The 21,093-nt window shown below is 70.5% G+C and carries 21 protein-coding genes; 17 read left to right on the top strand and 4 right to left on the bottom strand.

Annotation, left to right across the window (positions count from 1 at the left end; genetic code table 11):
* The first annotated feature begins 48 nt into the window (after window positions 1-48).
* The 5 genes from ELY19_RS19395 (at window position 49) to ELY19_RS19375 (ending at window position 7,321) form a co-directional block, all read left to right on the top strand.
* Complete coding sequence (locus ELY19_RS19395; RefSeq protein ID WP_126197684.1) at window positions 49-876, top strand: tRNA (adenine-N1)-methyltransferase; 828 nt, start codon at window positions 49-51, stop codon at window positions 874-876.
* Window positions 877-909: 33 nt separating this feature from the next.
* Window positions 910-2,637, top strand: coding sequence for a proteasome ATPase (gene arc / locus ELY19_RS19390; protein WP_126197683.1), 1,728 nt, complete (start codon window positions 910-912; stop codon window positions 2,635-2,637).
* Between the two features lie 69 nt (window positions 2,638-2,706).
* Window positions 2,707-5,304 carry an ATP-binding cassette domain-containing protein gene (locus tag ELY19_RS19385; RefSeq protein WP_126197682.1) on the top strand — a complete coding sequence of 866 codons (2,598 nt, stop codon included), beginning with the start codon at window positions 2,707-2,709 and terminating at the stop codon, window positions 5,302-5,304.
* 63 nt (window positions 5,305-5,367) lie between these two features.
* Window positions 5,368-6,858, top strand: a complete 1,491-nt coding sequence (gene dop / locus ELY19_RS19380) for a depupylase/deamidase Dop (RefSeq protein ID WP_126197681.1) — start codon at window positions 5,368-5,370, stop codon at window positions 6,856-6,858.
* Window positions 6,859-6,880: 22 nt separating this feature from the next.
* Window positions 6,881-7,321 carry a nitroreductase family deazaflavin-dependent oxidoreductase gene (locus tag ELY19_RS19375; RefSeq protein ID WP_416222726.1) on the top strand — a complete coding sequence of 147 codons (441 nt, stop codon included), beginning with the start codon at window positions 6,881-6,883 and terminating at the stop codon, window positions 7,319-7,321.
* A 115-nt stretch (window positions 7,322-7,436) separates the two neighbouring features.
* On the opposite strand, the gene ELY19_RS19370 is transcribed toward ELY19_RS19375, so the two are convergent.
* Entirely contained in the window at window positions 7,437-7,682 is a 246-nt protein-coding gene (locus tag ELY19_RS19370) for a hypothetical protein (protein ID WP_227966972.1), read from the bottom strand.
* Window positions 7,679-7,822: a hypothetical protein gene (locus tag ELY19_RS23880; protein WP_227966970.1), complete on the bottom strand. Its 144-nt coding sequence runs from the start codon at window positions 7,820-7,822 to the stop codon at window positions 7,679-7,681. Before ELY19_RS23880 ends, ELY19_RS19370 begins: the two co-directional genes overlap by 4 nt.
* A gap of 74 nt (window positions 7,823-7,896) precedes the next feature.
* Here ELY19_RS23880 and ELY19_RS19365 point away from each other — a divergent pair, with 74 nt between their 5' ends.
* The 4 genes from ELY19_RS19365 to ELY19_RS19350 all read left to right on the top strand — a co-directional run bounded on the left by ELY19_RS19365 (window position 7,897) and on the right by ELY19_RS19350 (window position 10,541).
* Entirely contained in the window at window positions 7,897-8,091 is a 195-nt protein-coding gene (locus ELY19_RS19365; protein ID WP_126197679.1) for a ubiquitin-like protein Pup, read from the top strand.
* A 23-nt stretch (window positions 8,092-8,114) separates the two neighbouring features.
* Window positions 8,115-8,891, top strand: coding sequence for a proteasome subunit beta (prcB, locus tag ELY19_RS19360; protein ID WP_126198943.1), 777 nt, complete (start codon window positions 8,115-8,117; stop codon window positions 8,889-8,891).
* Complete coding sequence (gene prcA, locus ELY19_RS19355) at window positions 8,888-9,604, top strand: proteasome subunit alpha (RefSeq protein ID WP_126197678.1); 717 nt, start codon at window positions 8,888-8,890, stop codon at window positions 9,602-9,604. The genes prcB and prcA overlap by 4 nt, the downstream gene beginning before the upstream one ends.
* Before the next feature lie 70 nt (window positions 9,605-9,674).
* A complete protein-coding gene (locus tag ELY19_RS19350) occupies window positions 9,675-10,541 on the top strand; it encodes a CPBP family intramembrane glutamic endopeptidase (RefSeq protein WP_126197677.1) in 867 nt (288 codons plus the stop codon).
* On the opposite strand, the gene ELY19_RS19345 is transcribed toward ELY19_RS19350, so the two are convergent.
* Window positions 10,534-11,253, bottom strand: coding sequence for an SDR family NAD(P)-dependent oxidoreductase (locus ELY19_RS19345; protein ID WP_126197676.1), 720 nt, complete (start codon window positions 11,251-11,253; stop codon window positions 10,534-10,536). The genes ELY19_RS19350 and ELY19_RS19345 overlap by 8 nt on opposite strands.
* Before the next feature lie 54 nt (window positions 11,254-11,307).
* Between ELY19_RS19345 and ELY19_RS19340 the strand changes: the two genes are divergently transcribed.
* The 8 genes from ELY19_RS19340 (at window position 11,308) to ELY19_RS19305 (ending at window position 20,098) form a co-directional block, all read left to right on the top strand.
* Window positions 11,308-11,874, top strand: coding sequence for a TetR/AcrR family transcriptional regulator (locus ELY19_RS19340; RefSeq protein WP_126197675.1), 567 nt, complete (start codon window positions 11,308-11,310; stop codon window positions 11,872-11,874).
* A 26-nt stretch (window positions 11,875-11,900) separates the two neighbouring features.
* Complete coding sequence (pafA, locus tag ELY19_RS19335) at window positions 11,901-13,259, top strand: Pup--protein ligase (RefSeq protein ID WP_126197674.1); 1,359 nt, start codon at window positions 11,901-11,903, stop codon at window positions 13,257-13,259.
* A gap of 54 nt (window positions 13,260-13,313) precedes the next feature.
* A complete protein-coding gene (locus ELY19_RS19330) occupies window positions 13,314-14,288 on the top strand; it encodes a helix-turn-helix transcriptional regulator (protein WP_126197673.1) in 975 nt (324 codons plus the stop codon).
* Window positions 14,285-15,259: a helix-turn-helix transcriptional regulator gene (locus ELY19_RS19325; RefSeq protein WP_227966968.1), complete on the top strand. Its 975-nt coding sequence runs from the start codon at window positions 14,285-14,287 to the stop codon at window positions 15,257-15,259. Before ELY19_RS19330 ends, ELY19_RS19325 begins: the two co-directional genes overlap by 4 nt.
* Window positions 15,260-15,354: 95 nt before the next feature.
* Window positions 15,355-15,609 (top strand): Sec-independent protein translocase subunit TatA, encoded by a 255-nt coding sequence (gene tatA / locus ELY19_RS19320; RefSeq protein ID WP_126197672.1) that lies wholly within the window; start codon window positions 15,355-15,357, stop codon window positions 15,607-15,609.
* Between the two features lie 14 nt (window positions 15,610-15,623).
* Window positions 15,624-16,628 (top strand): twin-arginine translocase subunit TatC, encoded by a 1,005-nt coding sequence (tatC, locus tag ELY19_RS19315; RefSeq protein WP_126197671.1) that lies wholly within the window; start codon window positions 15,624-15,626, stop codon window positions 16,626-16,628.
* Entirely contained in the window at window positions 16,615-19,365 is a 2,751-nt protein-coding gene (locus ELY19_RS19310) for a DEAD/DEAH box helicase (RefSeq protein ID WP_126197670.1), read from the top strand. Before tatC ends, ELY19_RS19310 begins: the two co-directional genes overlap by 14 nt.
* Before the next feature lie 70 nt (window positions 19,366-19,435).
* A complete protein-coding gene (locus ELY19_RS19305; RefSeq protein ID WP_126197669.1) occupies window positions 19,436-20,098 on the top strand; it encodes a DUF4333 domain-containing protein in 663 nt (220 codons plus the stop codon).
* Window positions 20,099-20,137: 39 nt separating this feature from the next.
* Here ELY19_RS19305 and ELY19_RS19300 read toward each other — a convergent pair whose 3' ends face one another.
* Window positions 20,138-21,091: a 5'-3' exonuclease gene (locus ELY19_RS19300; protein WP_126197668.1), complete on the bottom strand. Its 954-nt coding sequence runs from the start codon at window positions 21,089-21,091 to the stop codon at window positions 20,138-20,140.
* Window positions 21,092-21,093 lie beyond the last annotated feature (2 nt).

Genomic DNA, 21,093 nt, shown 5'->3' with positions numbered 1-21,093 from the left:
TAGGTCGGATTCGCACCGCGACCGGGGTGGCTGGGAGGATGTTCCCCCATGGCGAACAGTGGACCCTTCGTAGTGGGCGACCGAGTGCAACTGACGGACGCGAAGGGCCGGAAGTTCACCGTCCACCTGGAGGCGGGCAAGGAGTTCCACACCCACAAGGGCGGCATCCGGCACGACGAGCTGATCGGCGCGCCCGAGGGCAGCGTGGTCAAGGCCGTCAACGGCACCCCGTACCTCGCCCTGCGGCCCCTGCTCACCGACTACGTGCTGTCGATGCCGCGCGGCGCCCAGGTCATCTACCCCAAGGACGCCGCCCAGATCGTGGCCGAGGGCGACATCTTCCCGGGCGCGCGCGTGCTCGAGGCCGGCGCCGGTTCCGGCGCACTCACCTGTTCGCTCCTGCGCGCGGTCGGTCCCGAGGGCTCGGTGACCTCCTGGGAGGTGCGCGAGGACCACGCCGAGTACGCGGCGCAGAACGTCGAGGAGTTCTTCGGCGGCCGTCCGGACAACTGGAACCTGCAGTTGGGCGACCTCGCCGACTACGACGGACCGCAGGTGGACCGCGTGGTCCTCGACATGCTCGCCCCGTGGGACGTGCTCGACGCGGTCGGCAAGGCCCTGGTACCGGGCGGCGTCCTCACGGTGTACGTGGCGACCACCACCCAGTTGTCCAAGGTCGTGGAGGCTCTCCGCGAACAGGCGCTGTGGACCGAGCCGCGGTCCTGGGAGGCGCTGGTGCGCGAATGGCACGTCGTGGGGCTCGCGGTGCGTCCCTCGCACCGGATGCAGGGCCACACGGCGTTCCTCGTCACCTGCCGGCGCCTCGCCGACGGCACGGTCGCGCCGCGTCCGCAGCGGAGGTCGAACAAGGGGTAGCGTGAGAAGTCCCCACGGAAAGGGAGTTCACTCGTGACGGAACCGGATCCGACTCGTTCCTCGGCCGCGCCGGCGGACTCGTCCGCCCCGCAGGCCACGTCCGCGGCCGCGCTGCGCGAGCGCGTCGATGCGCTCACCACCCGCAACGCGAAGCTGCTCGAGACGCTGCGCGACGCCCGCAATCAGCTGCTCACGCTCCGCGAGGAGGTCGAGCGGCTCGGCCAGCCCCCGTCGGGCTACGGCGTGCTGCTGGGCACCTACGAGGACGACACCGTGGACGTCTTCACCTCCGGGCGCAAGATGCGGCTGACGTGCTCCCCGAACCTGGACGTCGCGTCCTTCCGCACGGGCCAGACGGTGCGCCTCAACGAGGCGCTGACCGTGGTCGAGGCCACCGAGTTCGAGACGGTCGGGGAGATCTCCACCCTCCGCGAGATCCTCGACAACGGTGCCCGTGCCCTGGTCGTGGGCCACGCCGACGAGGAGCGCGTGGTGCGCCTCGCAGCCCCGCTGGCCCTGCAGGCCTCCGACGATCCCGGCGTGGACGAGTTCGGCCTGCCGCGCCGCAAACTCCGCGTGGGCGATTCCCTGCTCGTCGACACCAAGGCGGGTTACGCGTTCGAGCGGATCCCCAAGGCCGAGGTCGAGGACCTGGTGCTGGAGGAGGTGCCGGACGTCGATTACTCCGACATCGGCGGCCTGGGCCGGCAGATCGAACTGATCCGTGACGCCGTCGAGCTGCCCTTCCTGCACAAGGACCTGTTCAAGGACTACTCGTTGCGGCCGCCGAAGGGCGTGCTGCTGTACGGCCCGCCCGGCAACGGCAAGACGCTCATCGCGAAGGCCGTCGCGAACTCGCTCGCGAAGAAGATCGCCGAGGTCCGGGGCGACGACTCGCGCGAGGTCAAGTCGTACTTCCTCAACATCAAGGGCCCCGAGCTGCTCAACAAGTTCGTCGGCGAGACCGAGCGGCACATCCGCCTGATCTTCCAGCGAGCGCGGGAGAAGGCGTCGGAGGGCACGCCCGTCATCGTCTTCTTCGACGAGATGGACTCGATCTTCCGCACCCGCGGGTCGGGCGTCAGCTCCGACGTCGAGACCACGGTCGTGCCGCAGCTGCTGTCGGAGATCGACGGTGTCGAGGGCCTGGAGAACGTCATCGTGATCGGTGCGTCGAACCGCGAGGACATGATCGACCCCGCGATCCTGCGGCCCGGCCGCCTGGACGTGAAGATCAAGATCGAGCGCCCCGACGCCGAGGGCGCGATCGACATCTTCTCGAAGTACCTCACGGCGGCGCTGCCGATCCACGAGGAGGACCTCGCCGAGTTCGGCGGCGATCGCGAGGCCTGTGTCAAGGCCATGATCGAGCGGGTCGTCGAGCGGATGTACGCGGAGACCGACGACAACCGGTTCCTGGAGGTGACCTACGCCAACGGCGACAAGGAGGTCATGTACTTCAAGGACTTCAACTCGGGTGCGATGATCCAGAACGTCGTGGACCGCGCGAAGAAGCACGCCATCAAGGGCTTCCTCGAGACCGGCCAGCCGGGATTGCGCATCACCCACCTGCTGGAGTCCATCGTCGAGGAGTTCGCCGAGAACGAGGACCTGCCGAACACCACGAACCCGGACGACTGGGCGCGGATCTCGGGGAAGAAGGGCGAGCGCATCGTCTACATCCGCACCCTGGTGACCGGCAAGAACTCGAGCGCCTCCCGCGCGATCGACACGGAGAACAACACCGGGCAGTACCTGTGACCCACCGGGCTCGCACAACAAGCGCGGCATAAGCCCAGGGCAAGCGGCGTCTGAATAGAATGCTCCGTGATGAGTACGGATACCGCGGTTCTCACCGTCACTGTGGACGGGCAGACGCTGACCTTCGCCCCCGGTAAGACGGTGACCTTCGGGCGCACGCTCGAATCCGACGTGACGATCAACCACCCGTTGGTCTCGCGGACGCACGCCGTGGCGTCCGCGGGACCGACGGGATGGGTGCTCACGGACCGCAGCACCAACGGGGTGTTCACGGGCGGTGTCCGGCGGCCCACGATCGCGCTCAACGGAACCCAGCAGCTGATGTTCGGCGATCCGCGCAGCGGTGCCCCCGTGACCTTCTCGGCCGCGCCCCGGTCGAACACCCCGCCGCCACCGCCGCAGCGCACGCCGCCGCCCGCGACACCGCAGCAGCCGGTCCAGCAGATACCCGCGGCACGGCGCGCACCGTCGAACCCGGTGCCCCGGCCGCATCCCGCGCCCGCCCCGGGCGCCGGCGGGCCGCCCGCTCCGCCGGCGGGCACTCCGCGAGCCACCCCGGCGCCGCCGTCCCGCCCCATGCCCCTGCCGCCGCGTCAGGAGGCGGCGCCATCCGCGCCCGTCCAGTCGTCCGGCGTCCCGCCCAGGCCGACGGGGGACGTGGCGCCGCACCTGCGCGCCATGGCGGGCAACACGGGGTTGTACCAGGTGGCGAAGATGCCCTCACTGCCGGTGGGAACCGGCCAGATGACCATCGGCCGCACCCCCGAGAACGACATCGCGATCGGCGACATGCTGGTCTCGCGCCGCCACGCGCGCCTCCTCACGGGCCCGCAGGGGCTCGTCATCGAGGATCTCGGTTCCGCGAACGGCACGCAGGTCAACGGCCGCCGCATCGCCGGCCCCACGTCGCTGCGCGACGGCGACCTGGTCACCGTCGGCAACTCCGACCTCATCGTCGAACAGGGCCGGCTCGAGCGGCCGAAGGCGCAGGAGTTCGCGGGCGCGGGTCTCGCCGTCCAGGGCATCACGCTCACCGTCGACGGCAACAAGACGCTGCTCCACGGCGTCGACTTCCGCGCGGCGCCCGGAACGCTGACGGCCGTGATCGGGCCGTCCGGCGCGGGGAAGTCGACGGTGTCGCGGGTGGTCTCCGGCGCGGTGACGCCCACGGCGGGGCGCGTCGAGTTCGAGGGCCGCGACGTGCACCGCGACTTCGATGCGCTGCGCTCCCGCATCGGCATGGTCCCGCAGGACGACGTGCTGCACCGCCAGCTCACCCTGCAGCAGGCGCTCCGGTTCGCGGCCGAGCTGCGCCTGCCACCCGACATGTCCAAGGCGGACCGCGACCAGGTGATCGACGGCGTCCTCGCGGAACTGCAGCTCACCGAGCACAAGCAGACCCGCGTGGACAAGCTCTCGGGCGGCCAGCGCAAGCGCGCGTCCGTCGCGATGGAGCTGCTCACCGGACCGTCGCTGCTGATCCTCGACGAACCCACGTCGGGCCTGGACCCGGCGCTCGACCGGCAGGTGATGCAGACGCTGCGCCGCCTCGCCGACGCGGGCCGCGTGGTCATCGTCGTGACCCACTCGCTGACCCACATCGACATGTGCGACCAGGTGCTGTTGCTCGCGCCCGGCGGCAAGACGGCGTACTGCGGCTCGCCGAAGGGCGTGCAGGCAGCGATGGGCACCGGAGACTGGGCGGAGATCTTCGACTTCACCGCCAAGCAGCCCGACGTCGCGTGGCAGCGCTACCGCTCGGCGAATCCGGCCCCGCCGCCGCCCGCCCCGACCGGCGCACCCCCGAACCCGGCCAAGGCCCCGAAGGCCTCGGTCCGCAAACAGCTCTCGGTCGTCGCGCGACGGCAGCTGCGGTTGATCCTCGCGGACCGGGGTTACCTGGTCTTCCTCCTGCTGCTGCCGCTGGTGCTCGGTGGAATCACGTTACTCACGCCCGCCGACGACGGCCTCGCCTCCCCGTACTCGCTCCCCGACGGGTACAGCGGCGCGAAGATGATCCTCGTCCTGCTGGTGGTCGGGGCGTGCTTCATGGGTGCGGCGCTGACGTCGCGCGACCTCGTGGGAGAACGCGCGATCTACCAGCGCGAACGGGCCGTGGGCCTCGGCCCGGGTGCGTACCTCGCGGCGAAGACGCTCGTGTACTTCGTCGCGGCGACGATCCAGGCGATCATGATGATGGCGATCGTGATCGTCGGCGTGAAGCAGTCCACTGCGCAGGGATCGGTGCTGGCCAGTGCGCCGGTCGAGTTGATCATCGACATCGCCATCCTCGCGTGCGTGTCCACACTGGTGGGCCTGCTGATCTCCGCGTTGGCGAAGTCCAGCGAACAGGTGATGCCCATGCTGGTGGTCGTCGTGATGGTGCAGCTGGTGATGAGCGGCGGCCTGTTCGCGCTGCACGAGCGCGTCGGACTGGAGCAGATCTCGTGGCTGTTTCCGTCGCGCTGGGGCTTCGCGGCGAGTGCGTCCACCGTGGAGCTGCAGAAGCAGGTCGACGCGGTCTCCGGCCGTCCGACCATGCAGGCGATCGACCCGCTTTGGGACTCGACGCCGGCGCAGTGGGGCATCGCGATCGGCGTCCTCGTGGGTACGGCCGTGGTGCTGTGGTTCGCGACCTGGTTCCGGATCTCGCGGTCCTCGCGATAGCGCTCGGCGGCCGGGCCCGGACCTGCCGCAGGATGCGGACGTCCCAGCGATAGGCTGGGCGGCATGCAGCGCATCATCGGTACCGAGGTGGAATACGGGATCTCCGCGCCGAAGGACCCGACGGCGAATCCGATCCTCACCTCGACGCAGGCGGTGCTGGCGTACGCGGCTGCGGCCGCTGTTCCCCGCGCGAAGCGCACGCGGTGGGACTACGACCTCGAATCGCCGCTGCGGGACGCCCGCGGCTTCGACCTCGGGCGCGGCGGGCCGGCGCCGATCATCGACGCCGACGAGATCGGCGCCGCGAACATGATCCTGACCAACGGGGCGCGGTTGTACGTCGACCACGCACACCCGGAGTACTCGGCCCCCGAGGTCACCGACCCGCTCGACGCGGTGATCTGGGACAAGGCGGGGGAGCGGGTCATGGACGCCGCGGCCCGCTACGCCTCGACGGTGCCCGGTGCCCCCGCGCTGCAGCTGTACAAGAACAACATCGACGGCAAGGGCGCCTCGTACGGGACGCACGAGAACTACCTGTGCAGCCGCGAGACTCCGTTCGCGTCGATCGTCACCGGGCTGACGCCGTTCTTCGTCACCCGGCAGGTGTTCTGCGGCAGCGGGCGGGTGGGCATCGGCGCCAGCGGCGACGAGCCCGGGTTCCAGCTCTCGCAGCGCGCCGACTACATCGAGGTGGAGGTGGGCCTCGAGACCACCCTCAAGCGCGGCATCATCAACACCCGCGACGAGCCCCACGCGGATCCCGACAAGTACCGGCGACTGCACGTGATCATCGGCGACGCCAACCTCGCCGAGACCGCCACCTACCTCAAAGTGGGCACGTCGGCCCTGGTCCTGGACCTCATCGAGGCGGGCGTCGACCTGTCGGACCTGCAGCTCGCCGCGCCGGTGACCGCGGTGCACCAGGTCTCGCGCGACCTCTCGCTGACCGCTCCGCTCGAGCTCGCCGACGGCCGCACGATGACGGCGCTGGACATCCAGCGCGTGTACGCCGACCGCGTCGGCACGTTCCTCGAGGGCTCAGACGACGCCCGCGCGCTCGATGTGCACGCCACCTGGGTGCGTGTCCTCGACACCCTCGCCGACGATCCGCTGCGGCTCGCGGACGAGCTCGACTGGCCGGCGAAGCTGCGCCTGCTCGAGGGGATCCGGCAGCGGGAGGGCCTGGGCTGGGCGGCGTCGAAGCTGCAGCTCGTGGACCTGCAGTACTCCGACGTGCGGCTCGACAAGGGGCTCTACAACCGGCTGGTGGCGCGCGGTTCCATGAAGCGGCTGGTCACCGAGCAGCAGGTGATGGACGCCGTGACCACCCCGCCCGAGTCGACCCGGGCGTACTTCCGCGGCGAGTGCATGCGCCGGTTCGGAACCGACATCGCCGCCGCGAGCTGGGATTCGGTGATCTTCGATGTCGGGGCCGAGTCGCTGGTGCGCATCCCCACCCTGGAGCCGCTCCGGGGCACGAAGGAGCACGTCGGCCGGCTGCTCGACGACGCCGCTTCCGCGCGCGAGCTCGTCGATTCTCTGCGAGGCTAGGGACATGGACATCGGTCGCGAGGTGGGCAGGCTCTACGCGAAGGCGTTCCCCGAGGTGCTCAAGGCGCACGGTGAGCTGTACGTGCGGTCGGGCGGCCGCATCGGTCACAAACTGCTCTTCGGCGTTCCCAGCCTGATCGTGCGGACCGTCGGCGCGAAGTCGGGGGCGCCCCGTACCACCGTCCTGACCTATGTGCGCGACGGTGACGACTACGTCGTCGTCGCCTCGAAGGGTGGCGCGCCGCGGAATCCGGCGTGGTTCCACAACATGGTCGCCTCCGGCACCGTCGACGTGCAGGTCGGGACCGAGCGGTTCCCGGCCACCGTGGAGGCACTGAAACCCGGCGATGCCGACTATCGGCGGCTCTGGGATCTCGCCGATGCGAACAACGGCGGTCGCTACTCCGCGTACCAGCGCAAGACGTCGCGCCCGATCCCGGTCGTCCGGCTCCGTCCAGCCTGAGTCGGCGCGCCGTTCTGCCGTCCCGCCGCTCTCCCGCGGGTGTTTCTCGCCGATCAGCGGGTTGCAACCCACTACCCGGGGAACAACTCCCGCGGGAGAGCGGCGGACCGTCGGGCTACATACCGATCGCGAGGTTCCGCGCGTAGTTCACGCGGTCGTAGATGTCCTTGACGGCGAACGGCGAGTACACCGGGACGCTGGTGGTGTACGAACGCCCCTCCGGGCCGATGACACTGACCTGCACGAACCCTTGGGTGCGGTCCTCTTTCGCCAGCAGGAAGAACAGCGAGAACAGGCACACGACGAAGGCGCCGACGATGGCGAGCACGATCGCCCAGGTGGGGATCGCACGGGTGGTCACGCTGTGGTCCGCGACGTCCACTGCGCACCCGCGATCGGGAACGTGCCCACCGGCGTGATCACCTCGGTTCGGGTGCAGTGGATGTCACCGATGCTCACGAGCACCGGATCGGGCATGCTGGGCGGCGTGTACGGATCCACGGCAGCAGTGTAGGCCGGTAGTGTTGGTACATCGGGTCGAGCGGCCCGGATTCGGTCGCTAAGGAGGCAGCGAGATGGCGCAGGAGCAGGTCAAGCGTGGCGGCGGCGGGGACGACGAGGATCCTGCGGGCGGCCCGTCGGGTGCCGGCCAGGAGCGCATCGAGAAGCTGACCGACGAGACGGACGATCTGCTCGACGAGATCGACGACGTGCTCGAGGAGAACGCCGAGGACTTCGTGCGCGCGTACGTGCAGAAGGGCGGCCAGTGACCCCGTCGCGGCGCGGCGAATCGATGCAGGTCATGCGCGGCGGATCGTCGTTCGTCGAGCATCTGGCCGCGGTGGCGCCCGAGGCGCTGCCCGGTCGGCGCAGCGGATCGGACGGTGGGCCGGACGTCCCCCACGGGACGACGATCGTGGCTGTCGCGTTCGACGGGGGCGTGCTGCTCGCGGGTGACCGCCGGGCCACGATGGGCAACCTCATCGCGCAGCGCGACATCATCAAGACCTTCGTCACCGACGAGTTCACCGCGGTGGGCATCGCCGGTACTGCGGGGATCGCGAAGCAGATCGTCAAGCTCTTCACGGTGGAACTGGAGCACTACGAGAAGATCGAGGGCGTTCCGCTCACCTTCGAGGGCAAGGCGAACCGGCTGGCCGGCATGGTGCGCGGCAACTTCGGTGCCGCCCTGCAGGGGCTCGCGGCCGTACCGCTGCTGGTCGGTTTCGACGAGTCCGAGGCCCGCGGGCGGATCGTCTCGTACGACGTCACCGGCGACTGGCACGACGAGGTGGGCTACCACTCGATCGGCTCGGGCTCGGCCTGGGCGAAGTCGTCGATCAAGAAGCGCTTCCGGCCCGGCCTCGACGCCGACGGTGCGCTCGACGTCGCGGCCGAGGCCCTGTTCGACGCCGCCGACGACGACACCGCGACCGGCGGTCCGGACGTGCTGCGCAAGTTGTACCCGACGGCGATCGTCGTCACCGCCGACGGTGCGGTGGAGATCGCGGAGGAGGACGTCGCCGCCGCGACGGACCGCGTCATCGCGGCGAGGGGAGGCGAGAAGTGACGTTCCCGTACTACGCGTCCGCCGAGCAGATCATGCGCGACCGCTCGGAGCTGGCGCGCAAGGGCATCGCCCGAGGTCGCAGCGTGGTGGTGCTCAAGTACGCCGACGGGGTGGTCTTCGTCGCCGACAATCCGAGCTCACTGAACAAGGTGAGCGAGATCTACGACCGGATCGGCTTCGCCGCCGTCGGCAAGTACAACGAGTTCGAGTCGCTGCGCCGCGCGGGCATCCAGTTCGCCGATACCCGTGGCTACCAGTACTCGCGCCGCGATGTGACCGGCTGGTCGCTGACCAACGCGTACGCGTCCACGCTGGGAACCGTGTTCACCGAACAGGCCAAGCCCTACGAGGTGGAGCTGTGCGTCGCCGAGGTGGGTACGCCCGAGAACACCGGGTCGCGGCTCTACCGGGTCGGGTACGACGGCTCCGTGGGCGACGAGAAGCAGTTCGTGGTCATGGGCGGTCAGACCGAGACGATCACACCCGTACTCACCGAGGGCTACGCCGACGACCTGGATCTCGCAGCCGCCGTCTCGCTCGCGGTGAAGGCTCTGGGGGCGCCGGCCCCGTCGAACGGCTCGGGCGCCGCGTCCGAGGCGAAGACCTTCCAGGCGGGCGAGCTCGAGGTGGCGATCCTGGACCACAACCGTCCCCGCCGTGCGTTCAAGCGGCTCTCGGACGACCGGGTCGCGGAGTTGCTGGGCCGAGGGTAGCGCTGGCACCACCGCGAAAGCGGGGTTCCGGGCCCGTGACCGCGGACCGTCGATCCGGTGTGCTGGAGGAATGAACGACACCTCCGTGCACCGGCGCGGCATCGCCTGGTTCCTCGCGCTCACGTTCCTGCCGTCCTGGGGTCTGTGGTTCGCCGCGTACGGGCTGGGCCACCCGCTCGACGATCCGGCGATCCAGTTGGTCACCGCGGCGTTCCTCCCCGCCATCGCGGCCTTCGTCGTCCGCATGTGGATCACCCGGCAGGGGCTGGCTGGGGCGGGCCTGCGGCCGCAGCTGCGGCTGCGGTGGCGGTGGTACGCCGCCGCCCTCGCGATCCCACTGGTGCTGCTGGCGATCGCACTGCCGGTGGGATTCGTGACCGGCGTGATGACGATGCCCGCGGACGGGATCCCCGCACACCTGCAGGCCGTGGCCTTCGGCCCGCTCGTCATGGTCGTCTTGGCGCCGGTGTTCTTCGGCGAGGAGTTCGGCTGGACCGCGTACCTGCGGGGCGCGGTGGCCGATCTGCCCGCGCTCAGGGGGCGGCCGACGGCGGCCTCCGCGGTGACCGGCGCGGTCTGGGGCGCGTGGCACTGGCCGCTCGCCTCGGTCGGATACTTCAGCTTCGAGCCGCCCCTGCGCGATGTGCTGCTGCTGATCCCGCTGTGGATCGTGATGTCGGTGCTGCTCGAGATCGTGTGGAGCACACTGTGGTACGGCTCCGGCAGCATCTGGCCGACGTCCATCGCGCACGCCGGCTTCAACCTGGTCTTCTCGGCGACGATCGGGGAGTTCCTGCCGCCCGAGGCCCTGATCGCGGCCTTCATCGTGCCCAGCGTCGCGCTCGTGCCACTCGCGATCCTGGCGTACCGCATCGATCACCTCCGCCGTGGCAGGGCAGTCGCCACGAGGACGCCGGTGGCCGCAGCGGTCAGCTGATCACATCGACCAGCACCTCGCCGGCGTCCCGTTCCTGCACCATCCGCCACACCCGCTCGGCCAGGTCGTCGGGACGCAGGGTGATCGCCGCCAGGTCCGCCTCGGGCGCGCTCGCCCGGGTCGCGGCGGCGATGTCACCGCCGTCGATCATGCCGCCCACCGTCAGTGTCCCCGCGTAGACGCCCTCCGGCGCCAGGGCGGCGTGCAGATTGAGCGCGTAGGCCCGATACGCGGCGGCGACGAGCGCGAGCCCGCCGACGTCGGGCATCGGGACCACGGCGCTGAGACCGCCGGCGAAAACGACGGCACCGCCGTTCGTGCGGAGGTCCGGCAGCACCGCGCCGGCGAATTCGACAGCCGGGGCCACGGTGGCGAGGGCGGCGGTCGCGCCGTCGGGGCCGAGCTCGGTGACCGGGCCCATGGCGACGGGAGCAGCGGCACCGTAGTAGGCGGCGTCGATGCGGCCGAAGTGCTCCCGCACCGTCGCCACGAGGTCCGCGGCGGCACCGGGAACGGACACGTCGACCGGGAAGGCCGTCGCGTCGACACCGAGCGTCCGCAGTTCGCCGACGTATCCGGGGTGACGGGCCGCAGACCGGGACGCCAGTGCCACGCGGTAACCCCGTCTCCCGAAGGCGCGGGCGACCGACATGCCGAGGCCGGGGCCGGCGCCCAGGACGAGGAGGACGGGGGCCACATTAGTTGAGGTCATACTCAACTTCGTACCAGAACATGAGGGACCCCTCAAGATCGGTAGTCTCGGGGCATGTCTCCCCGCGCGGACGCGGTCCGCAACCGCCGCAAGCTGCTCGACGCCGCAACACGGTTGTTCGCCGAGCAGGGCATCGACGTGCCGCTCGACCGGATCGCGAAAGAGGCGGGCGTGAGCATCGGCACGCTCTACAACAACTTCCCGGATCGGGGCGCGCTCCTCGACGAGTTGCTCCCCGAGCGGCTCGCCGAGCTGGAACGACTGGCTCGGGAGAGCGCCGCCGAGCCCGACCCGTGGACCGGGTTCGCCGGCTTCCTCGAGGCGATGTTCGCCGGCCAGGCACGCGACCGCGCCGCGAACGAGGCGATGGCCCGCGGCCCGCTCGGCGACGTCGACCTGATGGCCGAATGCGGTCGCTCGGGCAGCGCCGTACGGTCCGTCCTCGACCGCGCGCACGCCGCGGGGGCGGTCCGCGCCGATTTCGACCACCAGGACCTGGCGGCGCTCATGGTGGCGGTCGCGGCGGTCATCCACGCCACCCCCGGCGACGATCGGCGCTGGCGCCGGCACCTCCGTTTCCAGCTCGACGGCGTGCGCGCACGACGGGGCTGCGCCGCCTGACCCGGGCCGCGGGGTATGTTCGTGAAGTGCAGCGCCGAATCATGGGAATCGAGACCGAGTTCGGTGTCACGTGTACTTTTCACGGGCACCGTCGACTGAGCCCCGACGAGATCGCCCGGTACCTGTTCCGGCGTGTGGTCTCGTGGGGCCGCAGCTCGAACGTCTTCCTGCAGAACGGGTCGCGCCTGTACCTCGACGTCGGCAGCCACCCCGAGTACGCGACCGCGGAGTGCGATTCGGTCCTTCAGCTGGTCACGCACGACAAGGCCGGCGAGCGCGTCCTCGAGGACCTGCTGCTCGACGCCGAGCAGCGGCTGCAGGACGAGGGCATCGGCGGCGACATCTACCTGTTCAAGAACAACACCGATTCGGCCGGCAACTCCTACGGCTGCCATGAGAACTACCTCGTCGGGCGCGTGGGCGAGTTCTCCCGCATCGCCGACGTGCTGCTCCCGTTCCTGGTGACGCGGCAGCTGATCTGCGGCGCGGGGAAGGTGCTGCTCACGCCGAAGAACGCGACGTACTGCCTGAGCCAGCGCGCCGAGCACATCTGGGAGGGCGTCTCGAGCGCCACCACGCGGAGCCGGCCGATCATCAACACCCGCGACGAGCCGCACGCCGACGCCGAGAAGTACCGGCGGCTGCACGTGATCGTGGGCGACTCGAACATGTCCGAGACGACGACCATGCTCAAGGTGGGCACCGCGCACCTCGTGCTCGAGATGATCGAGGCGGGCGTGCAGTTCCGGGACTTCTCCCTGGACAACCCGATCCGCGCCATCCGCGAGGTCAGCCACGACACCACCGGCCGGCACGAGGTGCGCCTCGCCGGCGGGCGACAGGCGGGTGCCCTGGACATCCAGCGCGAGTACTACGCCAAGGCGGTCGACTACCTCGCCACCCGCGAGCCCGACGAGCAACTCAGCCGGGTCGTCGACCTCTGGGGCCGCACGCTCGACGCCGTCGAGACGCAGGACTTCTCCGGGGTCGACACCGAGATCGACTGGGTGATCAAGCGCAAGCTCTTCCAGCGGTACCTCGACAAGTATTCGATGGACCTCTCGGACCCCAAGATCGCGCAGCTCGACCTCGCGTATCACGACATCAAGCGCGGCCGCGGCGTGTTCGACGTGCTGCAGCGCCGCGGGATGGCCGCGCGGGTCACCACCGACGAGGCCGTCGACGCCGCCGTGAAGAATCCGCCGGAGACGACTCGCGCGAAGCTCCGCGGCGACTTCATCACCGCTGCCCAGGCCGCCGGCCGCGACTTCACCGTCGATTGGGTGCATCTCAAGCTCAACGATCAGGCCCAGCGCACCGTGCTGTGCAAGGACCCGTTCCGCAACGTCGACGAGCGCGTCGAGCGGCTCATCGCGTCGATGTGACCCGACATCGCGTCGATGCGGGCCGAGCACGCGTATAGAACGTAAGATCGACACGTGGCAACTTCGCGGATCGAGCGTCTCACCAACCTGGTGATATGCCTGCTGTACACGCAACGCCCGCTGGACCGGGACTACATCCGGAAGAACGTCTTCGGGTACGACCCGGAGTCCGACGACGAGGCCTTCGAGCGCATGTTCGAACGCGATAAGGCGGACCTGCGCGAGCTGGGCGTCCCCATCGAGGTGGCGCCGGTGTCGCGGATCAACTCGGCCGTCGGATACCGGATCGCTCTCGACGAATACGCCCTCGGTGATATCGACCTCGACCCCGAGGAGGCCACCGCGGTGGCCGTGGCCTCGGCCCTGTGGCAGTCGCCGGAGCTGTCGGCGGCGGCGCAGTCCGCGGTGCAGAAGCTGCGTGCGGGTGGGATGGACGTCAACGGTCCGGGCGCGGGCGTGAGCCCCGGGATCGCGCCCGACCGCGGGGCCGAGGGCGCACTGCTCGCGATGCTCGAGGGGGTGGATCGACGCCGTCAGGTGACCTTCGAGCACCGCGCGAATCCGGCGCAGCCCTACGTCGATCGCACGCTGCACCCGTGGGGCGTGGTCACCTTCCGCGGCAGCGCGTACGCCGTGGGACACGACGTGGCGCGCGACGCGGTCCGCACCTTCAAGCTCAGCCGGGTCCGCGGCGGCGCCGTCACGAGCAGCCCGGCCACCGTCCGGCCGCCGGAGGGCTTCGACCTGCACGCGCACGTGGTCGCGACCGTCGCCGAGCGCGACCCGGTGGGCACCGCCCGGCTGTGGGTCGCACAGGGCAAGGGCGACGGTTTGCGGCGCCTCGCGTCGGCCCAGGCGGACCGCGACTTCCGGGGCCGGCCCGGCACGGAGCTGACGGTGGAGATGCGGTCGGTGGACGCGGTGGCGCGCGAGGTCAGCGGCCTCGGTCCCGACGCGGTGGTGTTCGAGCCGGCGCAGCTGCGCGACGCCGTCGTCGAGCGGCTCACGGCATTGGCGGGGGAGCGATGAGTACGCAGTCGAAGCAGCCGAGCCGGCAGATGCAGCGCCTCGCGCGCTGGCTCAACGTGATCCCGTACTTCCGCACCCACCCGGAAGCCGACCTCGAGCGGGCGGCGGCCGACCTGGGCGTCACCGTCGCCCAGCTGCGCAAGGACATCACCGGGCTGACGATGTGCGGCCTGCCGGGCATGTTCCCGGGCGACCTCATCGAGATCGACTACGACGAGGCGGGCGTCGACATCGAGTTCAGCGCGAATCTGGACCGTCCGCTCAAGCTGACCGGTCCCGAGGCGGCGTCGCTGCTGCTCGCGCTGCGGGCACTGGCCGATTCGCCGGGAGTGGCCGATCCCGCGGCCGTACTGCGGGCCATCGCCAAGCTGGAGGCCGCGGTCGCCGGCGCCGGCCGCGACACCGTCGCCTCGATCGACGGCGCGCCGGACACGGGCCCTGTCGCGGCGATCGCGGGCACCGTCCGCGGAGCGCTGCGCGACGGCCGTGCGCTGCACCTGCGCTACTACTCCGCCACCCGCGACGCCGCCACCGAACGCGACGTGGATCCGATCGCCCTGGACACCTTCGACGGACACAGCTACCTGCAGGCCTGGTGCCGCTCCAGCGAGGGGCTGCGCATGTTCCGGCTCGACCGGATCGACGAGGCCGTCGTCCTCGACGAGCCCGCTTCGGTGCCGCAGCACGTCGAGCCCGCGTCGGGCCTGTTCGACGGTGCCGCCGCCGACGAGCTGACCACCGCGACGCTCGACGTCGGGCCGGGCGCCGCGTGGGCACTCGAGTACCACCCCTTCACCGTCCTCTCGGACGAACCGGGCGGCCCCGTCACCGCGACGATGCAGTACGCGACCGAGTCGTGGATGGTGCGGTTCGTGCTCAGCTTCGGCGGCGAGCTCACTGTGCTGGGCCCGCAGTCGCTCGCCACGGCCGTCGCGGAGCGCGCCGCGGCGGGACTCGCCAACTATTCATGAAGAGGTCACCTCGGCCGCGCCGCCGGCGAGCCGTCGGGGTGGACGCGGTCCGGTAGTCTCGATGGAGATATTCGCGAAGTTAGTGAGGCAGCATCATGGGGCTCACCCATTCTCCTTGGGCATGGATCATCATCGCCGTCGTCCTGCTGATCCTGTTCGGCGGTAAGAAGCTGCCGGACGCCGCCCGCGGGCTCGGCCGGTCGCTCCGCATCTTCAAGAGCGAGATGGACGAGATGAAGACCGAGGGCGAGAGCAAGACGGCCGCCCCGAAGCCGCAGGCGCAGGTCACCGAGCAGCCGATCGACGTCCAGACGGTGCAGCCGTCCGAGGCCGATCACAAGTCGGCGTAGCCGCCCCTGCCCCTTTGAAGATCCCGTTCGATCCGCGTCGCCGCCGTGCCGTCGTCAATCCCGACGGCACGATGTCGATCGTGGAGCACCTCTACGAGCTCCGGACCCGCCTGCTGTGGTCCCTCGCCGCGATCGTCCTCACCTCGATCGTCGGCTTCTGGTGGTACAGCCATGGCCCCTTCGGCCTGCCCTCGACCGGCCACCTGCTGACCGGACCGTACTGCGACCTCCCCGCCACCTCCCGCGCGGAGATCACGCGGGACGGCGAGTGCCGGCTGCTCGCGACCGGCGTCTTCGACCAGTTCAACCTGCGGCTGAAGGTCGCCGTGGCCACCGGCGTGCTGCTGGCCTGCCCGGTGTGGCTGTATCAGATCTGGGCGTTCATCGTGCCGGCCCTGCACCGCCAGGAGAAGCGCTACACGGCGGTCTTCGTCACCCTCGGCGGCACCCTGTTCGTCGCCGGCGCGGTGCTCGGCTACTTCATGATCACCAGCGCCTTCAGCTTCTTCCTCACGGTCGGCAATGAGACCCAGGTGACGGCGCTGCAGGGGCCGGAGTACTTCAGCTTCGTCCTCACGGTGATGGCGATCTTCGGCGTGAGCTTCGAGTTGCCGCTGTTCATCGTCGCGCTCAACCTCGTCGGCGTACTGCCGTACACCAAACTGGTGAAGTGGCGCCGCGGCATGCTGCTGTCGATGTTCATCTTCTCCGCCGTCATCACCCCGTCCGGCGACCCCTTCACCATGCTCGCGTTGGGCGCGGCGCTGGCCGTACTCCTGGAGTTGTCGATCCAGTTCGCCCGGTTCCACGACCGGCTCAAGGCCAAGCGCGGCACCGGTGACGCCTGGGAGGGCGAGATCGACGACGAGACGGCATCGCCGGCACCGTCGGCCCCGCAACCGATCGGCGCGTCCTCCGGCCCATCGAGGAGCGCCCTCGCCGCACCCGCGCCCGTCGGCCGACCGGAGAAGGTCACGCGCACGTCGATCCCGCGTTCGGGGTTCGATGACGTCCTCTGAGTTCGACGGCTTCACCTCGGCGCTCGACTTCACCCTCGACCCGTTCCAGGTCCAGGGCTGCCGCGCTCTCGAGGAGGGCCGCGGGGTGCTCGTGTGCGCACCGACCGGTGCCGGCAAGACCGTGGTCGGGGAGTTCGCGGTCCACCTCGCGCTCGCCGGCGGCACCAAGTGCTTCTACACGACGCCGATCAAGGCGCTCTCCAATCAGAAGCACGCGGAGCTGACGGCCCGCTACGGCGCGCAGAACGTCGGCCTGCTCACGGGCGACACCGCGATCAACTCGTCCGCGCCGGTGGTCGTGATGACCACCGAGGTCCTGCGGAACATGCTGTACGCGAACTCGACCACCCTCGACGGCCTGAGCCACGTGGTGATGGACGAGGTGCACTACCTCGCGGACCGGTTCCGCGGCGCCGTGTGGGAGGAGGTGATCCTGCACCTCCCGCAGGACGTCCGGCTGGTCAGTCTCTCGGCGACGGTCTCCAACGCCGAGGAGTTCGGCGCCTGGATCAGCGAGGTCCGCGGCAGCACCGAGGTCATCGTCGACGAGCACCGCCCGGTACCGTTGTGGCAGCACATGCTCGTGGGCCGCAGACTGTTCGACCTGTTCGACACGAAGGCGTTGCGCACGGCCCAGGAGTCCGGGCAGAAGAACCTGGTCCTGGACGCCGACCTCGTGCGCTACGTCAAGCAACGCGAATCGCTGGACCGCAGTTTCGACCCCGGCATCAACAGCCGGACGGGCCGGCGCTCCAGCGGCCGGGGCCGCCCGCAGGCCACGCGCCGCCCGATCCCGCGGCCGGACGTCATCGCCCTGCTCGACGCCGAGGGACTGCTGCCCGCGATCACGTTCGTCTTCTCCCGGTCCGGTTGTGAGCAGGCTCTGACGCAGTGCCTGCGGTCACCGGTGGTGCTCACGGACCAGGAACAGGCCGAGGAGATCGGCCGCATCATCGACAAGCACGTCGCCGAGTTCTCACCCGCCGACCTCGATCTGCTCGGCTACGAGGAGTGGCGCGCGGCCCTGCTGCGCGGCTTCGCGGCCCACCACGCCGGCATGCTCCCGGCCTTCCGGCACGCGGTCGAGGAGCTCTTCGTCAAGGGTCTGGTGCGGGCCGTGTTCGCCACGGAGACCCTGGCACTGGGCATCAACATGCCCGCGCGCACCGTCGTGCTGGAGCGCCTGGTCAAGTACAACGGCGAGTCGCACGTCGAGTTGACGCCGGGCGAGTACACCCAGCTCACGGGACGCGCGGGCCGCCGCGGCATCGACATCGAGGGCCACGCGGTGGTGCTGTGGCAGACCGGGGTGCGCCCGCAGGAGGTCGCCGGTCTCGCCGGTGCCCGCACCTTCCCGCTGGTCAGCTCGTTCTCGCCCGGCTACAACATGTCGATCAACCTGCTCGACCGCCTCGGGCGCGACGGCGCCGAGCGGCTGCTCGAAGCCAGCTTCGCGCAGTTCCAGGCGGACCGGTCGGTGGTCGGGCTGGCGAAGCGGGTCGAGCGGGGCGAGAAGGAACTCGCGCAGCTGAGCGCACAGATCACCGAGGCCGCGGGCGGCGCCGACTACCTCGAGTACGTCCGGCTGCGCGAGGCGGTCCGCGCGCGGGAGCGGTCGTTGCGGCGCGAGCACCTCGCCGATCGCCGGGACGGCGCCGCCACGGCGCTCGCCGAGCTGCGGCGCGGCGACGTCATCGCGGTGACGGGCGGGCGCCGACGGGGCCTCGCCCTGGTCGTGGAGCCCTCCGGGGACCGTCGCGATCCCAAGCCCGTGGTGGTGACCGAGAGCAGCTGGTCCGGCCGGGTCGGCGCGGCCGACTTCGTGGGCGACGTGGCGGTCCTCGGCACGCTCCGGGTGCCGAAGAACGCCGACTACCGCTCCGGGCGCGGCAAGCGGGACCTCGCCTCGACACTGCGCAACAGCAACATCTCGGCGCCCCGCCAGCAGGCGAAGGCGCCCCGCCCCGCCGCGACGGACAGCCGGCTCGCGGACCTCCGCGCCCGGATGCGGGCACACCCCGCGCACACCGGACAGCGGGCGCCAGAGCTGGACCGCCTGGCCGAGCGGTACGCCCGGCTGGAGCGCGAGGTCACCGGATCCGCGGCGACGGTGCGCGCCACCACGTCATCGCTCGCCGTCACATTCGAGCGGATCGTTGCGCTGCTCGGAGACCGCGGGTACATCGAGACGGTCGACGGCGAGTCCGCCCTCACCGATGCGGGGCACCGCCTGGCCCGCGTCTACAGCGAATCCGACCTGTTGGTCTGTGAGTGCATCGAGGACGGGGTGTTCGACGGGCTCGATGCGGCGGGCCTCGCCGCGGTGGTCAGCGCGCTGGTCTTCGAGTCGCGCGGCGAGCGCGGCGGGATGCTCCTCACCGGGGAGAAGGTTCCGGGCGCGGTGCGCTCCGCGCTCCGCGACGTCGCCGACCGGTGGACCGACATCGTCGCCGCCGAGGCGGCTCATCGCCTCGAACCCAGCCGCGAGCCCGATATCGGCTTCGTGGCCCCGATGCACCAGTGGGCGTCGGGCGGGACCCTCGCGGCCGTGCTGCTCGCCGCGGGTGAGCGCGGCAGGCCGCTGCCCGCGGGCGACTTCGTGCGCTGGTGCCGGCAGGTGATCGACCTGCTCGATCAGATCAAACAGACCTCGTTCGACACCCGGCCCGGCCTCGCCACCGTCGCCACCGCCGCGATCGCCGCGGTCCGGCGCGGCGTGGTCGCGGAATCGGGTTGATGATCGGGTATCTTGACCGAAGAGGCGTACGTCGTCGGCCGTCGGCGGGCGACAGGGGAGGAGTGGACTCATGAGCAACCCGCAGGATCCGAACCAGTGGGGGCAGCAGGGTTGGCAGCAACCGGGCCAGCAGCCTCCGCAGGATCAGACCCAGATCGCACCGCAGTACGGACAGCAGGGCTTCGGCGCGCCGGCGGGTGACCAGACCCAGATCTCGCCCCAGTACCAGGGCCAGTGGGGCCAGCCGCAGCCGCAGGGCCCGCAGGGCCCGCAGTACGGCGGCTACCAGCAGCCGCAGCCGCCGCAGTTCGGCCAGGACCAGTTCGGGCAGCAGCCCGGTCAGCCGGCACAGTTCGCGGGCCAGCAGTTCGGGCAGCAGTTCGGCCAGCCGGGGTTGGGGGCCCCGAAGAAGTCGAAGACCGGCCTCATCGTGGGCATCGCCGCCGGGGCGATCATCCTGATCGTGGCGATCGTCGTGCTCGTGGGGTGGCTTTCGGGCGCGTTCTTCAGCAAGAAGTTCGACAACGCCAAGGTCAACGAGGGCGTCACGAAGGTGCTCAAGGACAGCTACAACGAGACCGACACCAAGGACGTGAACTGCAAGACCGACGGCGTTAAGGTCAAGGCCGGTGAGACGTTCACCTGCACCGCCTCGATCGGCGGCAAGGACAAGACCGTGCAGGTCAAGGTGCTCGACGACAGCGGCAAGTACCAGGTGGGCGCGCCCTCCTGATGCCGGGGCCCGCGGCGTACGCCGCCGCGGGCCGTCCCGTCAGCCCGCGAGAGCGGACAGCAAGCGGTCCACCTGCGCCCCGATCCGCAGTTCCTCGGCCAGCTCGGCCAGGCGCTGCGGATCGCGTGCTTCGCGGGGCAGCGCGTCCGATCCCGACAGCGCGACATCGGCGTCGCGCTGCACCCACACCACGTCCCATGCGGCGTCCAGGTAGTCCGCCGACGCCGTGATCGACGCCGCGGCTCGCGCAGCCAGCGGCGACGGCGTCGCCGCGGCGGCCTCGCGGATCGCCGCGAGCGAGCCGTACTGCAGGAGCAGTTTGGAGGCCGTCTTCTCGCCGATCCCGGGGACGCCGGGAAGTCCGTCGGACGGATCGCCCCGCAGCAGGGCGAGTTCGGCGTACGCCTTTCCGGCGCGGTCGAGCGGCAGCCCGTACCTCTCGGCGACCTCGGCCGGCCCGAACATCTCCGCCTTGGCGATGCCCCGGCCGATGTACAGGCAGCGCACGCCGGGAGCGGCGTCATCGGCCACCTGCAGCAGGTCGCGGTCACCCGAGACGACGATGACCGGGTCGGTGCGCTCGCGCGCGGCCAGCGTGCCGAGGACGTCGTCCGCCTCGAGCCCCACGGCGCCGCCCGTCGCGATCCCGACCGCATCGAGCACCTCGAGGATCATGTCGACCTGCGGCGAGAGCGTGTCGGGCACCTCCTCGGCGCTCCCGTCGCCGTCCTCGGCGACCCGGTGCGTCTTGTAGGTGGGCAGCAGCTCCACCCGGAAGGCGGGGCGCCAGTCCAGGTCGAGACACGCCACCAGGCGCCCCGGGCGGTGCGTGGTGATGAGCTGTGAGGTCATGTCGAGGAAGCCGCGCAGCGCGTTCACCGAACGGCCGTCGGCGGCCTTGACCTTGTCGGGGATCGCGTAGAAGGCCCGGAACCAGAGGCCCGCGGAGTCGAGCAGCATCAGTGGGCTCGCGTCGTTCGTCACGGGAATCATCG

Source organism: Tsukamurella paurometabola, assembly GCF_900631615.1.
Lineage (GTDB): Bacteria > Actinomycetota > Actinomycetes > Mycobacteriales > Mycobacteriaceae > Tsukamurella > Tsukamurella paurometabola_A.
The sequence above is the reverse complement of the archived record's forward strand: the minus strand, read 5'-3'. Positions and strand labels throughout refer to the sequence as shown.

Bases quoted from the DNA above. Each gene is read 5' to 3' on its own strand.
- ELY19_RS19395 (WP_126197684.1), top strand. From the start codon at position 49: ATGGCGAACAGTGGACCCTTCGTAGTGGGCGACCGAGTGCAACTGACG.
- ELY19_RS19385 (WP_126197682.1), top strand. From the start codon at position 2,707: ATGAGTACGGATACCGCGGTTCTCACCGTCACTGTGGACGGGCAGACG.
- dop (WP_126197681.1), top strand. From the start codon at position 5,368: ATGCAGCGCATCATCGGTACCGAGGTGGAATACGGGATCTCCGCGCCG.
- ELY19_RS19365 (WP_126197679.1), top strand. From the start codon at position 7,897: ATGGCGCAGGAGCAGGTCAAGCGTGGCGGCGGCGGGGACGACGAGGAT.
- prcB (WP_126198943.1), top strand. From the start codon at position 8,115: ATGCAGGTCATGCGCGGCGGATCGTCGTTCGTCGAGCATCTGGCCGCG.
- ELY19_RS19350 (WP_126197677.1), top strand. From the start codon at position 9,675: ATGAACGACACCTCCGTGCACCGGCGCGGCATCGCCTGGTTCCTCGCG.
- ELY19_RS19345 (WP_126197676.1), bottom strand. From the start codon at position 11,253: ATGACCTCAACTAATGTGGCCCCCGTCCTCCTCGTCCTGGGCGCCGGC.
- ELY19_RS19340 (WP_126197675.1), top strand. From the start codon at position 11,308: ATGTCTCCCCGCGCGGACGCGGTCCGCAACCGCCGCAAGCTGCTCGAC.
- ELY19_RS19325 (WP_227966968.1), top strand. From the start codon at position 14,285: ATGAGTACGCAGTCGAAGCAGCCGAGCCGGCAGATGCAGCGCCTCGCG.
- tatA (WP_126197672.1), top strand. From the start codon at position 15,355: ATGGGGCTCACCCATTCTCCTTGGGCATGGATCATCATCGCCGTCGTC.
- ELY19_RS19310 (WP_126197670.1), top strand. From the start codon at position 16,615: ATGACGTCCTCTGAGTTCGACGGCTTCACCTCGGCGCTCGACTTCACC.
- ELY19_RS19305 (WP_126197669.1), top strand. From the start codon at position 19,436: ATGAGCAACCCGCAGGATCCGAACCAGTGGGGGCAGCAGGGTTGGCAG.
- ELY19_RS19300 (WP_126197668.1), bottom strand. From the start codon at position 21,091: ATGATTCCCGTGACGAACGACGCGAGCCCACTGATGCTGCTCGACTCC.